The 14,795-nt window shown below is 64.7% G+C and carries 10 protein-coding genes; 9 read left to right on the top strand and 1 reads right to left on the bottom strand.

Annotation, left to right across the window (positions count from 1 at the left end):
- Positions 1-111 precede the first annotated feature (111 nt).
- The 8 genes from KLP40_RS11245 to KLP40_RS11210 all read left to right on the top strand — a co-directional run bounded on the left by KLP40_RS11245 (position 112) and on the right by KLP40_RS11210 (position 13,685).
- On the top strand, positions 112-1,182 hold the full coding sequence (locus tag KLP40_RS11245; RefSeq protein ID WP_215593881.1) for an o-succinylbenzoate synthase: 1,071 nt from the start codon (positions 112-114) through the stop codon (positions 1,180-1,182).
- A gap of 126 nt (positions 1,183-1,308) precedes the next feature.
- Positions 1,309-2,529 (top strand): aspartyl protease family protein, encoded by a 1,221-nt coding sequence (locus tag KLP40_RS11240; RefSeq protein WP_215593880.1) that lies wholly within the window; start codon positions 1,309-1,311, stop codon positions 2,527-2,529.
- A 77-nt stretch (positions 2,530-2,606) separates the two neighbouring features.
- Positions 2,607-3,758, top strand: coding sequence for a lysophospholipid acyltransferase family protein (locus KLP40_RS11235; RefSeq protein ID WP_215593879.1), 1,152 nt, complete (start codon positions 2,607-2,609; stop codon positions 3,756-3,758).
- 142 nt (positions 3,759-3,900) lie between these two features.
- Positions 3,901-4,839 (top strand): alpha/beta hydrolase, encoded by a 939-nt coding sequence (locus KLP40_RS11230; protein WP_215593878.1) that lies wholly within the window; start codon positions 3,901-3,903, stop codon positions 4,837-4,839.
- A gap of 205 nt (positions 4,840-5,044) precedes the next feature.
- Positions 5,045-5,545: a phasin family protein gene (locus KLP40_RS11225; protein WP_215593877.1), complete on the top strand. Its 501-nt coding sequence runs from the start codon at positions 5,045-5,047 to the stop codon at positions 5,543-5,545.
- 143 nt (positions 5,546-5,688) lie between these two features.
- Positions 5,689-7,383, top strand: coding sequence for an ABC1 kinase family protein (locus KLP40_RS11220; RefSeq protein ID WP_215593876.1), 1,695 nt, complete (start codon positions 5,689-5,691; stop codon positions 7,381-7,383).
- A 678-nt stretch (positions 7,384-8,061) separates the two neighbouring features.
- Positions 8,062-12,327 (top strand): T9SS type A sorting domain-containing protein, encoded by a 4,266-nt coding sequence (locus tag KLP40_RS11215; RefSeq protein ID WP_215593875.1) that lies wholly within the window; start codon positions 8,062-8,064, stop codon positions 12,325-12,327.
- Positions 12,328-12,617: 290 nt separating this feature from the next.
- Complete coding sequence (locus tag KLP40_RS11210; RefSeq protein WP_215593874.1) at positions 12,618-13,685, top strand: hypothetical protein; 1,068 nt, start codon at positions 12,618-12,620, stop codon at positions 13,683-13,685.
- Between the two features lie 17 nt (positions 13,686-13,702).
- On the opposite strand, the gene KLP40_RS11205 is transcribed toward KLP40_RS11210, so the two are convergent.
- Positions 13,703-14,131 (bottom strand): hypothetical protein, encoded by a 429-nt coding sequence (locus tag KLP40_RS11205; RefSeq protein WP_215593873.1) that lies wholly within the window; start codon positions 14,129-14,131, stop codon positions 13,703-13,705.
- A gap of 275 nt (positions 14,132-14,406) precedes the next feature.
- On the opposite strand from KLP40_RS11205, the gene KLP40_RS11200 reads away from it, so the two are divergent.
- On the top strand, positions 14,407-14,613 hold the full coding sequence (locus tag KLP40_RS11200) for a hypothetical protein (RefSeq protein WP_215593872.1): 207 nt from the start codon (positions 14,407-14,409) through the stop codon (positions 14,611-14,613).
- Positions 14,614-14,795: the final 182 nt, after the last annotated feature.

The raw sequence follows: 14,795 nt of genomic DNA, 5'->3' as shown, positions 1-14,795 counted from the left end.
CCCGCTTCTTCCCACATGACACGCCGCCCGGGGCCGGATTTCCGGCCTGCGGGCGGCGTTCCGGTTCCGGGCGGCCCGCGTATATTGCCGCTTTCCGTTCCTGCTCTGCCCATGCTCCAACTGCGCCACAGCCGCCGCACGCTACGTTTCAACTTTCCCGCCCGCACTTCCCGCGGCGCCCTCACCGAGCACACGGCCCACTACCTGCACCTCCACGACGAAGCCGCGCCCGGGCGGGTAGGCTGGGGCGAAGCCGCCCCGCTGGCCGGCCTCAGTCCCGACCACCGGCCCGATTTCGCCGCTACGCTGGAAGGTTTCGTGCGCGATTTCAACCGCCGCCAGCTGCGCGAGCTGCTGCCCGAAGAAGCTGCCGCCCTAGTGGGTCCCGAGTGGCCCGCCCTGCGCTTCGCCCTCGAAACGGCCGCCCTCGACTGGCAGCGCGGCGGCCGGCATCAGCTCTACGATAACGCCTTCAGCCGGGGCGAAGCGGGCCTGCCCATCAACGGCCTGGTGTGGATGGGCGAGGTCGATTTTATGCGGGACCAGATTGAAAAAAAGCTGGCCGCCGGCTACGACTGCCTGAAGCTGAAAATCGGGGGGCTCGATTTTGCCACCGAGCTGCGCATTCTGGCCGATATCCGGGCGGTGGCGGGTCCGGAGCGGCTCACGCTGCGCGTGGATGCCAACGGGGCCTTCGGGGCGGCCGAGGCCCTGGGCAAGCTGGAGCAGCTGGCCCGCTACGAGTTGCACTCCATCGAGCAGCCGATTGCCGCCGGGCAGTGGCCGGCGCTGGCCCGGGTGTGCCGGCACTCGCCCGTGCCCGTAGCCCTCGACGAGGAGCTCATCGGCCTGACCGAGCCCGCCCGGCAGCGGGAGCTGCTCGAGCTCACTCAACCTGCCTACCTCATCCTCAAGCCCACGCTGCTGGGCGGCCTGGGCGCCAGCCGCGCCTGGATGGAACTGGCCGAAACCCACCGTATAGGCTGGTGGCTGACATCGGCCCTGGAATCCAACGTGGGGCTCAACGCCATCAGCCAGCTGGCCGGCTCCTACGGCCGGCCCGGGTTTCCGCAGGGGTTAGGCACGGGCCAGCTTTACCACAACAACCTGGAGGCCCCGCTCAGCATCCGGGCCGGCCACCTGCACTACGCGCCGGCCGGGCACTGGGAGGAACCCGGCTGAATGGCCGGGCCGGGAATGCGTCGGAAATAGGATTTTTCAGTATCTTCCCTGAGTTGCTTTGCTCAGGTTATGTGGTTACGAATCCGAAGTTTACTGCAGCAGTGCCGGCGTGCCCATTGGGCTGGGTTGTGGGCCTTGCTGCTGCTTGGCATCGGGGAGGTGGCGGCGCAACCGGCCGTGTACCAGTTCCGGCGGCCCCAGATCCGACGGGCCCGCCTGCCGTTTCTGCTCCAGCGCAACCTCATCGTGGTGGAAGTGCTGCTCAACGGCCGCGGGCCCTTCAACTTTCTGCTCGATACCGGCATCAGCAGCTCCCTGATTACCGATCCGAGGCTGGGCCAGGACCTGAACCTGCGCCTCCAGGGCCGGTTTCTGGTGGCCGGAGCCGGCGAGGAAAGCCCCCTGGAAGCCTATCAGGCCAACGACGTGGCCGTGACGCTGGCCGATGGCGTGCAGGCGGCCGGCGCCTCGTTTCTGCTGCTCTCCGACGACGTGCTCAACCTTTCGGGCTACGTGGGCATGCCCATTCACGGCCTGCTGGGCTCCGACGTGTTCCGCAGCTTCGTGGTGGAAGTCGACCCGGAGCAGCAGCAGCTTACCTTCCACGCCCCGGACCACTACCGCGCCCCGCGTAGCCGCCGCTGGGCCCGCCTCCCCCTCGATATGGAAGGCCGCAAGGCTTACCTGACGGTTCCGTTGCAGCTGAGTGCGGCCCTGACCATGCCCGCAAAGCTGGTGCTCGATACCGGGGCCGGCCACGCTCTGTCGCTGGAAACCACTTCCGACCCCCGCCTGCGCCTGCCCGCGGCCCGTTTGCGCACCCAGCTGGGCCGGGGCCTGAGCGGCAACATCAACGGCTACCTGGGCCGGGTGCCCGCCCTGCAGCTGGGCCGCTACCGGATTCCGTCCCTGCTCACGTCCTTCCCCGATTCAACCGACGTAGCCCTGCGGGCCGATGCGCCCCGCAACGGCAATCTGGGCTTCGAGCTGCTCAAACGCTTCCGCATCGTTATCGATTACCGCCACAACCAGCTGCTGCTCGAACCCAACAGCACGTTCCGCGACCCGTTTGAGCATGATATGTGCGGCTTCGATGTGCTGGCCTTCGGGCCCCAGTACCGGCAGTATCGTTTGCTGCGGGTGGAAGCGGGCAGTCCGGCCGACCAGGCGGGCCTGCAATCCGGCGACGAAATCATGTCGATTAACCTGTTGCCGGCCGAGTTCTTCAACCTCAACCAGCTTAGCCGCATGCTGCATTCCCAGGATGGCCGCCAGCTGCTGTTTGTGGTGCGCCGGCCCGACGGGGAGCTGTTCACGGCTAGCGTCCGGCTCAGGCGCCAGATCTGAACCGGGCCATCTGCCGTAGGCAGAAGTAAGCAAAATCAGTACATTAGAAGCCCGCCCATACTCCCACTTGCCACTCCATGGCCCATACTCCCGCTGCCTTACCTCAGCCGCCGCCCGCTATCCGGGCCAATCAGCACATTTATTCCGATTATTTCGATGAGCAGTTCGTGGAAACGCTCGACCAGAACGTGCTGCAAATGCTCGACCGGGTGTGGTTCCGCTCGGAGCTGATCGGGTTCGAGGACTATCCCCAGCGCAACAACCCCGACCGGCCCCTCATCTTCGCCTCCAACCACTCGGGCATGGCCTTCCCCTGGGACGCCATCGTGGCCCTCTCGCACCTGTGGCGCCGCCTGCCCGACCAGCGCGACCTGCCCCGGCCCCTGGCCGCGCCCATGTTGTCGCAGTCGGTGCTGATGAACCCGTTTCTGGTGCGCGACTTTTGGAAGCGGGCCGGCAGCGTAGACGCCACCACGCTCAACTTCGAGACGATGATGTACTACAACGACCACAACCTGATGCTCTACCCCGAGGGGGTGCCGGGCATCGGGAAGGGGTTCAACAACAAGTACCAGCTTCAGCGCCTAGCCACCAGCATCGTGCGCCTGGGCATCGAGCACCGCACCGATATCATCCCGTTCTACACCGTCAATGGCGAGTACCTGAACCCTTACACCTACAGTTGGGGCTGGGTGAACCGCCTGAGCAAGAAAATCGGGATTCCCTTTATCCCGATGGGGCCCGTGCTGCTGCTGGTGCTGCTGCAGCCCTGGTTTTTCTACATGGCCTTCCCGGCCAAGCTCACCTTCGTGCTCGGCCAGCGCATCAAGCCCTACGAGATGACCGACAAGGCCTCCGAAGACCTCACCCGCGAGGATTACCAGGCCCTTTCCAATGAGTTGCGGGCCCGCATGCAGCGGGAGCTGGACGCGGCCGTGGCCCAGTACGGCCGGCAGCCTTACCGGTGGCGGGAGCTGTGGCAGCGCATCAGGGCCAACTGGCGCTACTTCCCGTTTTTCCTGCCCTGGGCCTGGCCGGCGCTGTTCCAGGAGTTCGAGCGCCAGTACATCCGCGCCGGCCGCCGTCACTTCGACCTCGACCTGCGCAGCCCCGGCACCTACTGGCGCATGCTCTGGCGCAACCCTTTCACCCTCACGTTCTTCATTCCCGTACTAGGCTGGATTCCCATCGCCATCCGCGGCTACAAAGGCCACCGAATCGGTAAATAGAATTAAGAATTAAGAATTCGTTCTGCTCTGCTTGCCGCCCCCAAATCCCACCCCGAATTATGCGTTTTGACTATGAATAGCGGCGTACAACCGGCACTGCCAATTCATAAGCATAACTCATCATTCATAATTCCCCCAAAGAATGCCCTCCGTTCAGCATCATATTCTCAAGCAATTCCTGACGGCGGCTACCGGGCCGCTGGCGCGCCGCCGGCCCCGGCTGCCGGCCATGCGCCTGGCCGCCGAGCTGTTATCGTTCGGCCAGCTCATGCCCTGGAACGTGCTGCTGGAAGACGCCGACGTGGCCGGTATGCCCGGCGAGTGGATCCGGCCGGCCGGGGCCGCGCCGGGCCGGGTGCTGCTCTACCTGCACGGGGGCGGCTACGTGCTGGGCTCGCTTAACACCCACCGCAGTCTGGTGGGCCGGCTGGCCCAGCGCTGCGGCGTCACGGCCCTGACCATCAACTACCGCAAAGCCCCCGAATATCCCTTCCCCGCCGCCCTCGATGACGCCCAGCTGGCCTACCAGTGGCTGCTCCGCCAGGACTACGCGCCCGCCGATATCATCGTGGCCGGTGACTCGGCCGGGGGCGGGCTGGCCCTGGCCCTGCTGCTGGCCCTGCGCGAGGCCGGCCAGCCCCGCCCCGCCGCCGCCATCGGCCTCTCACCCTGGACCGATTTGGTGCTGCCCGTGGGCACGTTGCGCCGGGTGTGTCAGGAGGAAAGCCAAGTGCTGGAGGCGCTGGAAATCCGGGGCTGGGGCCCGCTCTACGCCGCCGATACGCCCCTTACGCACCCGCTTTTGTCGCCCGTGCAGGCCGCCCTCCACGATTTGCCGCCCCTGCTCATCCAGATTTCCAACGCCGAGGTGCTGGGCGACGACGTGCAGCGCTTTGCCGCCAAGGCCCGCGCCGCCGGCACGCCCGTCACGCTCCAGGTGTTTGAGGGGCTGGTGCATTGGTGGCACCTGTTCTGGCGCTTCCTGCCCGAAGCCCGCACCGCCCTCGACCAGGTAGCGGCCTTTACCCGCCAGGTCTGGGCCACGGCGGCCGACGAGCCGGCGACTCGCAAAGCTGCCTGAAAACCCGAAAACTACCGCTGCAGAGTGGATTTGTCGTGAAATTATAGCAGTTGATGAAAGAAAAAACGTACTCATCTTCAACTATATAGTGGTGTTTTCGTAGGTTTGTGAAAAATAGTAGGCTTGCATACTATTTTAGGCTGTTTTCATCCTGAAACCTCCTTTTTCTTTCCTTCAACCCTTCTACCTCAACCCTCTCAATCCTATGGAAGATCTGTTTAAGAAGTTTGTGAATGCCGGTGTGGGCTTTGTTTCGCTGACCAACGACCGGGTGCAGAAAAGCATCGACGCGCTGGTGAAGGAAAGCAAGCTCTCGGAAAAGGAAGGCGCCAAAATCATGGACGACCTGAAGAAAAACACTGATTCCAAGCGCAAGGAGCTGGAAAAGCAGGCCAAAGGGTTGGCCGACCGCCTGATGAAGACCGTGGGCGTGGCGCCCAACTCCGAAGTGGAGGAGCTCAAGCGCAGCGTGAAGGGCTCGAAATCTGCCGACTCCTCGACCAAGAAGAGCGCACCTTCCAAAACGGCCAGCGCCGCCAAGGGAGCCGTGGCCAGCGCCACCAGCAAGGCCGCCGGCACCGTGAAAAAAGCCGCTGACAAAACCAGCACCGCCGCCAGCAAAACCCAGAAATCGGCCGCCGGCAAGGTCGGAGCCGCCAAGCAGGCCGAAAACAAGGCCGACGCCGCCAGCGAAGCCAAGTCGTAAGCCGCGGCGCCTGCCTTACCTGCCGAAACCCCATTCGTGCCGCACGAATGGGGTTTTGTGCGTGTGGGCCGGCCGGGAATTTTCCCGTCGCTACTGCCCGATAAGCTGTAATTTGCCCGGACACTTCTGCCCATCCTGCCCGCATGTTCAAGAACACGATATCCAACCTTTCCCGCATCCGGCAGGTGGCCGAAGTGCTGATCCGCTACGGCTTTGAGGATGTGGTAACCAGCACGGCCCTGCGGCGGCTGGTGCCCCAGAGTCGGCGGCGCTCCTGGCGGGAAGGGGAGCAGCCGGTGTTTGAAACCACCCGCTGGGAGCGGATCCGCATGATTATCGAGGAGCTGGGGCCCACCTTCATCAAGCTGGCCCAGGCCCTGAGCAACCGCGCCGACCTGCTGCCCCAGGCCCTGATCGACGAGTTTGAGAAGCTCCAGAGCAACGTGCCGCCCTTCCCCGTGGCCCAGGCCCGCCAGATTATCGAGCAGGAGTTGGGCTGCGCTTTGGAAGACGTGTTTGAGGAATTCGACGAGGTGCCGCTGGGCTCGGCCAGCATCGGGCAGGTGCACGGGGCGCGGCTGCGCACGGGCGAGAAAGTGGTGGTGAAGGTGCAGCGCCCCAACGTGCAGGAAAAGGTGCGCACCGACCTGAGTCTGCTCCACGAGTTGGTGCGCCTGACGGCCGGCTTCCTGCGCAAACAGGGCCTGAGCAATCCCCAGGACATTGTGGACGCTTTCGAGCGCAGCATGACCAAGGAGCTGGACTACACCTCCGAGGCCCGCAGCATGGAGCAGTTCCGCAAGCTCTACGAAGACTACGACACGTTCTACATTCCGCGGCCCTACCGGGAGCTGAGCACCAGCCGCATCCTGGTCATTGAGTTCGTGAGCGGCTGCAAGATTACCGACAGGGCCCAGCTGCTGGAGTGGGGCCTGCGCCCGGAGCAGGTGGCCGAAACCGGCATGGACATCTACCTGACCCAGATTTTCGAGTTCGGGGCCTTTCACGCCGACCCCCACCCGGGTAACGTGCTGGTGCGCCCCGATGGCACGGTGGTGCTGATTGACTTCGGGATGGTGGGCCGGCTGACCAGGCAGCAGAAGTACGCCTTCGCGGGCGTGTTCATCGGCATGGCCCGGCAGGATCCGCGCAGCATGGCCCTCAACTTCCGCCGCCTGGCCCTGACCTCCGAAATCACGGATATGCGGGCCTTCGAGGCCGATCTGGCGCAGTTGATTGAGGATTTTGCCACCCTCGACGTGAAGGAGATGAGCATGTCGGACCTGGCCGACTCCCTGCAGGGCGTCATCTACCGTTACAAGTTGCAGGTGCCGGGGGCCGTGTTCCTGATTCTGCGGGCCTTAGTGATTCTGGAAGGCATCGGCAAGGTGCTGCACCCGCGCTTCAACACCTTCGAGTTCGTGCGGCCCTACGGGGCGCGCATCATGGCCGAGCAGTACTCGCGCGAAAACATCCAGAACGAAGCCCTCTACACCGGCACCCAGCTGCTGGCCCTGCTCCAGACCCTGCCCACCGACATCCGGCAGATTGTGCGCAAAATCTCGCGCGGCGACCTGCGGGTGCGCGTGGAGCTGAGCGGCTACCAGCTGCTGCTACGCAAGGCCGACGAACTGGTGAGCCGCAGCATTCTGGCCGCCGTGACGGTGGCTACCATTCTGTTTGCGGGGCTGAGTTTGCTGGGCCGCTATTCGCCGGCCATGCCCTACTATCGGGGCCTGCCGGTTATTACCTGGTATAGCCTGGCCGTGGCGGCGCTGCTACTGTTGATTCTGCTGATTCTGGGCACCCGCCAACCCCGCCGCCCTCCCCGCGACTAGGGGGCGCGGCCCATCACGGACAATCCGCCAGATGCCGGGTGGCGGCAACGCGGCGCCCTTGCGGCAGCGGGTACGTAAGGGGCGGGTACGTAAGGGGCGGGCAGGTTTGGTGGGCATGGGTTAGTGGATGAGCCGCAACCTGCGCCGGCCGCGGGCATGGTGAGAACCGCGGATCTGAAAAGCTGTCCGGAGCGGCCGGGAGAGCAACGGGGCCACCAAAGCCCGGGGGAGGGTAAGGCCGCCAGAGGCCAGGGAGAGGCCTACGACGGGCTGCCTGGGAAAAGTGACAGTAATTATGGGATATATGCCTGCTGGTCAGTAAATTTAGTCTGACCGTTTTCGCTATTGGCCTTAACTGACGCACCCAGTTCTGGCCGGCCCCGCCCTGATTCAACTCCTTGACTCTTGCTGCCCATGGCCTCTACCGTTACCGTCAGCCGGTCGTTTCGCGCGCGCCCGTCCGGCCCCGTTTTACTTATTGGTTTACTGCTTTTGCCGCTGCTGCCGGGGTGGGCGCAACCCGGCAGCAGCGGCAACGGGGGCGGCCCGTTAAGCAGCCAGCGCCCGGCACCCGTTGCCCGGCCGGCTGCCGGTTATCACTTCCCCGCTGCACCAGCTGTTATACCGGGCCACCTGCCGGGGTGGGGCGGGGTTGCAGCCCCCGTGGCGCCGGCCGGGATGCTCAGACCAGGGGCGGCCTGCCTGAGTGAATCCTTTGACTCCTTCGCGGGGGGCGCGAGTGTCACGCTGGCGTCGGGGGTGGTAGCCACGGGCCTGGGCATCTACTCAACCAGCAACAACGCGGGCGCGGCTCCTAATTCGGCTCAGTTCAACACCACCGATGACCAGCTGGAGACGCCCGCGCTTTCGGGCACGGCCACGCGCTTATCGTTCTTTATCAGAGGCAACGGTACGGATGCCGCGTCGAGCCTGCTGGTGGAAGGCTACACCGGGTCGGCCTACGTGCCCATTGCCACCATTCAGCCGCTGCCGACTTCTGCCACGACCCTGACGTACGATGCCAGCTCTGTCCCCTCCTTGGCGGGTGGCACGTACACGCGCTTCCGGTTCACGTACGCGAAAAGCAACGGCAACCTGGCCTTCGATGATCTGGCCGTCAGCTGCAGCCCGGCCAATCCCGGCACCGTTACGGGAACCATCGATGGCGCGCCGTTCTGCGTGGGGCAGGGCGGACAGGCCCTGGCGGTGCCCTTCGCCGTCAGCAACGGCCCCTTTGCGGCGGGTAACGTGTTCACGGCCTATATCAGCAACGACGGCTTCGCCACCAAAACGGCGCTGGGCACGCTCAGCGGCACGACGGACGGCACCATTAGCGGCACTATTCCGGTGAGCGTGGCCTCGGGTTCCAACTACCGCATCCGGGTAGAAGCCAGCAGCCCCGCCAGCAACGGCACTCCCAACACGGCTGACCTCACGCTCATCAACTACCTGACCAGCAACGTGAGCAGTTATACGGCGCTGGCCACCGACCAGCAGGCTCAACTGAACTGGCTGAATCCTGCAAGCTGCTTTGCGCGGGTGGTGGTGGTGGCCCGGGCCGGCAGCCCGGTCACCGTCAAGCCCCCGGCCGGCACCGCCTTCACGGCCAACGCGCAGTTCGGCAGCGGCACTGACCTGGGGGCCGGGGCCAACACCGGCCAGTTTGTGGTGTACGATGGGCCCGGCACCAGCGCCGCCATCACGGGCCTCGCCAACGGCACCACGTACTACTTCAAGGCCTTTGTAACCAACAACAACGGCTACAGCGATGGGCTGGAGCGTTCGGCTACGCCCGCCCCCGTGGTAACCCTGACCGAAGTGCTGCTGCCCCAGTACCTGGTGGGCCACGCCGCGGGCAGCAGCAGCCACCCCGACCGTCTGCCTTACGCCTACCGTGCCACGCTTACCAACCTGACGCCCAACGCCACCTACCGCTATTACAATACGGCCGTGGAAGCTACCGACGGACCCACTGCCGTCGGCGGGGGTGCGACCATCCTTCCGCTGACTGCAGGTGGCTTCGTGCGCGTGGCCGCCCCTAATCTGAGCAGCGCCGGCAGTTACGGCAGCTTTGTAGCCGACGGCAGCGGCCGCTACACCGGCTGGTTTGTGCTCGAGCCCACTTCCAACAGCCGGTTTGATGGTGGTAAGGAAGTCCGTATGCGCATCGTGCTCAACGACGGGGCCGGCGGCAGCAGCGCCATTTCGTACCCAACTACCACCAGCACCGTGCAGGTGCGTGAGCTGGGCGGCGCGGGTGGGCAGGCTACCGGCGTAACCGGGCAATCGTACGCTCCGGCGTCCAATTTTGTGTTTGCTTACGATAACGTGGCCGGCACCGGCCGCCCACTGGCGGGCACTTTTGTGGAAAGTGACGGTGCAACCGGTACCAGCTACGCTCAATTTTACGCCGCTCGGGTGGAAGGCGTGGCCGGCGCCTGGGGCACGCTCACGCCCAACGACAACCCCCGCGGCATCCGGCGCTTGGCCCAGTACGACCTGATCACCGGGGCCCTGACCGGCTGCGCCGCCACCGCCGCCGACGGCACCTGGCCCAGCGGCGTAGTAACGGCCTCACCCGCGGGCGGGCCCACCCCGCTGGCATTTACCGGCCTCGATGCCCCGCTGACCTGCGCCGCGTTCGTAGGATTTGCCCCGATTACCGCTCTCGTGCCGGAAGGCAACACCGGCACCCGCGCCGTGGCACTGAACGTGACCCTGACCGGCACCCCCGCCAGCCCCCTGGCCGTACTGGTAAGCGACGCGGGTACCGGCTCGGCCACGGCCGGCCTTGACTACCTGCCTTTCGCTCCCCAGCCTCTCACGTTTGCGGCGGCGGGCACTCAAACGCTGACGCTGACCGTGAACGGAGATGCCGACATGGAAGGCGATGAAACCATTGTGCTGGAGCTGGCCCTGGTCAGCGGCGGCCCGGTTACGCTCGTCAATACCACGGCCACCGTCACCATCGTAGGCGACGACCGGCCTTCGGAGGAGAACGTGCTGCTGCTGGAGGAAAATTTCGACTATGCGGCGGGTACGGTGCTCAACAATGCCAACTCCAGCACCGCTACGCCGGACCCTGCCACGGGCTGGGCTGTACAGGGCGGCACCAGCGCCAGCAACACCAACCTCATCAGGACGGTAGCGGGTAACCTGAGCCGGAGTGGCTACCCGCAGGGAATAGCGGCCAGTAGCTCCACTGCCTCGGCGGCGGTGGAGCTGCTGGCTGGTCAGGATGTGAACAAGACGTTTGCTGCCACCAGCGCCCCGCCGCAAGCCGTGTACGCTGCGGCATTGGTGCAGGTAGCGTCAGCCACCACGGCCGGTGACTATTTTCTGCACTTCATTGATGCCACCACTAACAGCTTCCGCGGCCGGGTGTACGTGCGGCAGGATGCCAGTGACAACACGAAGATCAACTTCGGATTGGGCATCGCCAACAACACGCCCACCTACGCGGCCGGCCAGTTCAGCCTGGGCGTGACCTACACCGTGGTTGTCCGGTATGCAACCAATGCCACGAGCAATGCCGGCGACGATGCCGCCCGCCTGTACGTGCTCGATGCGGCAGTCAGTCTGGCTGCGGAACCGGTGGCGGCTTTGATTACCGACGTGGCGACCCCGGCCACTACTGATATTGCGCTGGCCGCCGTGGCCCTGCGGCAGGGCAGTGCGAGCAGTGCGCCCGTGTTGCGCCTCGACAACCTGCGCGTGGCTACCGGCTGGGGTGCCGTTGTGGGCCAGGTCGCCGTAACGTCGGCCAGTTACGTGACGCCCGGCTCCTATTACCGCCTGGCCCTGGCTGGGGGTACGGCTCTGACTACCGGCTTATCCACCGGTACTACCGCCCAGGTGAGGGTAGAGGGTGCTCTCGACCTGCTGGACGGCCTGCTGATGACAACCCCCGCCCACCCGGTGCAGCTGGAAGCCTCGGCTACCGTCAGCGGGGGCTCGGCTTCCAGCTACGTGCAGGGGCCGCTGGCCCGCGTGGCTACCGGCCCCACTACGCTGACATTTCCCATTGGAGCCGCCAACGCTTACCGCCCGCTCGCGCTGGCCATCACCAACCAGACGGGTACGCTCACCTATACGGCCGTGCAACAGCCCGCCAGTGCCCCCAGCCGCCCCCTCGACGCCCCCCTCACCCGGGTTTCGGGCGTGCGCTACTTTACCGTAACGCCCAGCGGCCCGGGTAGCTTTGGTAGTGGCACGATCAGGCTGAGCTACGGCCCCGACGACCAGGTAACGGATCCGGCGTCGCTGCGGGTGGCCAAGTCGAGCGGCGGGGGCAACTGGCAAACCATCGGCGGTACCGGCACTGCGGCGCCCGCCGGTACCATTACCTCGGCCCCGTTCACCGCATTCAGCGACTTCGCCCTGGCCACCACCGCCGCCGACCTGAGCGTGAACCCCCTGCCCGTGGAGCTGACGGACTTCACTGCCACCCTCCAGGGCCCCCACGCGCTGCTGCGCTGGTCCACCGCCTCGGAAACAAACAGTGCCCGCTTTGAGGTGCAGCGCAGCCGCAACGGCCACACCTACGAGCTGGTAGGCGACCGGGAAGCGGCCGGCAGCAGCCCCAGCCCCCGGCATTATCAGTGGCTGGACCGCGAAGTGCCCGCCGGCTTGCTCTACTACCGCCTGCGCCAGCTGGACCAGGATGGCAAAGCCACGTTCTCGGCCGTTGTCACGCTGCGCCGGGCCGGCGCGGTGGCTGGGCTGGTGGCCTATCCCAACCCTACCAGTGGGCAACTGCTGCTGCAACCCGGCGGCGCCACCCCGACCGGCGTGCAGGTGCTGGACCTGCGGGGGCGGGTGGTACTGCGCCAGCCCTGGCCCGCGGCCGGACGGCTTAATCTGAGCGAACTGCCCGCCGGCTCTTATCTGGTGCGCGTGGTCACCAACGGGCTACCCCTCATCACCCGGGTGGTGAAGCACTGATCTGCAGCTTCCTGATTGAGGGCTGCCTGCGTGCTGACCGCGTAAGGTGGTCGATTCCAGCTTCCCGCCGGCTTTGGGAGCAGAGGTGAAACGGGATTTACTGTAATTGAAAAGTCTGGTTAGTGGTGGCCTCAATTCATTTGCAGGCGGTATGAACGCAGCATACAGGTCTTTTTAGTCCGCAGGAAAAAGTCTGATGAGCTTGGTTTTTGCGCTGATTCATCCCGCGCAACCGTCCAACTTGCCGGGGCCTTCTACTACCGGAAGGGCTAACCTTTGACTTTTCAACCATGCGCTTTTCCTGCCGTGCTCTGGTCCGACTTAAACTACTGCTGTTGCTGCATATCGGGGTTCTGGCCAGTGCGGCGGCCCAGGGCAGCCCGGAGCAGGATACCTACGAAACCCAGAAGCGCCTGACGGTGGGCGTCACGAAGTACGCCGAGGCCCAATTGGGCATTACCCGCTTCATCCGGGCCCGGGCGGTGCGGGTGCAGAAGCAGGAAGAAGCCCCCGGGCAGCTGACCGCCGAGTTCGTACTGCCCACGGCCGCGCTGCCGCCCCTCGACTCGCTGGTGGCGACGCTGGGCTTCGTGCTCGAAAATAACCTCAACGCCCACAACCTGACCGCGCGTCTGGAGCAGCTGGCCGCCGAGGAGGAGCGGCTCACCGCCCAGCTGGCCTACAGTCAAACCCGCCTGCTCGCGCCCCAGCTGCCGGCCCCGGAGCGCGAAACCCTGGGTACAGAAATCATCAGTCTGCAAAGTCAGCTGGCCCAGGCCCGGCAGCAGCAGCAGCGCCTGCGGGCTCACCAGGGCCAGGCCTACGTGGTGCTGCGGCTCTACGACGAAGTCAGCTTCCCGACGGGTAACCACAAGGTGGCCTTCGTGAATATGCCGGGCGTGGAATATGGCTACCTGCGCCTCGATAACCCCAAAGCGGGCCTCACCAGCCGGTCCTACCAGGGCTATTCCATTAAGTACCACTTCACCCGGGGCAAGAGCTACTTCAATCTGGGCGTGTACAAGCCCACGGAAAAAAGCGCCACTGACTCCGCCTTTGTCAACGAGCTGTTCATGATCAACTTCGGCCAGGATTTCTACCCGCGCAACTTTGGGCGGGGCCGCCAGAAGTTTCTCAACCTCTACACCAGCTACCAGATCGGGGGCTTCATCCTCAACCGCGACGACGACCAGCAGAACGACTTCATTCCCAACCTCAACCTGGGGCTGGGTCTGGAGCTGGTCAAAACCCGCCACATCCTGCTCGACAACAAGGCCAGCTACTTCATTCCCCTCAATAAGCGCAGCCGCGACCTGCGTGGGCTGCTCTACCAGGCCTCGTTCAGCTTCGTGTTTTAGCGGCTCCGGCCGCGCGGTTATTCAGCGGCGGGCGTTTCGTTTTCGGGTTCCTGCAACACGGTTTCCCGCTTGAAACGGTCGTACTCCAGCACGGGCACCCGGAGCAGCTCGCCCAGGAAGCAGGCGACCTGAAAGGCCAGCCGGTAGCTTGTGCTGCTAAGTACCTGCTGGGCCCGGAGCTGACTCCCGCCGGCCAGCAAAACGGTGCAGTCGGACTCGGAGAGGATGCGCAGGATAACCCGTTGCGCATCGGGCAGGGGGTAGCTGCGGCCCGAAAGGAAGCCGCCCACGCTCATGCCAACCCGGTAGCGGCGGCGTACCGGGTCAATTTCCAGGAGGCGTTTGCCGGTGCCGTAAAACAGGGCCAGCAGCAAGGCGGGTATCAATAGCACGACCTCCCCGTAATAGCCCACCCAGGCTGCCAGACCGCTAAACAGAACGGCCATAAAAGGGCTGGAACCCTGCAAAACGAAGCAAGTAGGGCGGGTGCCGGGCAGGGAACGGGGCATGAATACGGTAATGGCGGACAGCAGCGGAGGCTTTCCGAGCAAAGGCGCGATGCGCCAAAAATAGAACCCGGAAGAATAGCAAAATAGGGGCATTATGCGCAAAGTATAAACCTCCCGGCCTCTACCAGCCGTATTAACTGGTAACGGCTGCCGGCCCGGTTTTTACTTCGGGCCGGTAGCTGCCTGTTTTTAACCTCTAAATCCCGCTCTCCATGTCCGATTCGCAAAAAACCTCCGCTCAGAACGACAACCAGGTATACTCCGATAAAACCGGCAGCACGGCCACTGACCTCACCGGGGCCACCAAGGTCACGACTACCGCCGCCGACGGCGAAACCGACGCCAGCGCCCCCATCAGCGAGCAGGTAGACGAGTCAGCCGTCCGCAAATCCGCCCAAGACGACCAGAACCAGAAGTAAGCTGCCTCGCTTACTACCTGCACTACAAGCAGAAGCCCCGCTCAACTTAGTTGAGCTTGTCCTTACCCAAAACTCAGAAAGCGCTGACCAGTGGGTCAGCGCTTTTTTTGTGGCCGGTGGGTAGCTTGCGGGCATGAGCATTTCTACCGGTTTTGGCGAGGCGCAGGTGTGGGCGCAGACGC

Source organism: Hymenobacter piscis (assembly GCF_018760735.1).
GTDB lineage: Bacteria > Bacteroidota > Bacteroidia > Cytophagales > Hymenobacteraceae > Hymenobacter > Hymenobacter piscis.
Note: the sequence above shows the minus strand (reverse complement) of the source record. Positions and strands in the feature narration are given on the sequence as shown.

Excerpts from the sequence above, each read along its gene's own strand:
- KLP40_RS11245 (WP_215593881.1), top strand. The coding sequence starts at position 112 with ATGCTCCAACTGCGCCACAGCCGCCGCACGCTACGTTTCAACTTTCCC.
- KLP40_RS11235 (WP_215593879.1), top strand. The coding sequence starts at position 2,607 with ATGGCCCATACTCCCGCTGCCTTACCTCAGCCGCCGCCCGCTATCCGG.
- KLP40_RS11230 (WP_215593878.1), top strand. The coding sequence starts at position 3,901 with ATGCCCTCCGTTCAGCATCATATTCTCAAGCAATTCCTGACGGCGGCT.
- KLP40_RS11225 (WP_215593877.1), top strand. The coding sequence starts at position 5,045 with ATGGAAGATCTGTTTAAGAAGTTTGTGAATGCCGGTGTGGGCTTTGTT.
- KLP40_RS11220 (WP_215593876.1), top strand. The coding sequence starts at position 5,689 with ATGTTCAAGAACACGATATCCAACCTTTCCCGCATCCGGCAGGTGGCC.
- KLP40_RS11215 (WP_215593875.1), top strand. The coding sequence starts at position 8,062 with ATGCTCAGACCAGGGGCGGCCTGCCTGAGTGAATCCTTTGACTCCTTC.
- KLP40_RS11210 (WP_215593874.1), top strand. The coding sequence starts at position 12,618 with ATGCGCTTTTCCTGCCGTGCTCTGGTCCGACTTAAACTACTGCTGTTG.
- KLP40_RS11205 (WP_215593873.1), bottom strand. The coding sequence starts at position 14,131 with ATGGCCGTTCTGTTTAGCGGTCTGGCAGCCTGGGTGGGCTATTACGGG.
- KLP40_RS11200 (WP_215593872.1), top strand. The coding sequence starts at position 14,407 with ATGTCCGATTCGCAAAAAACCTCCGCTCAGAACGACAACCAGGTATAC.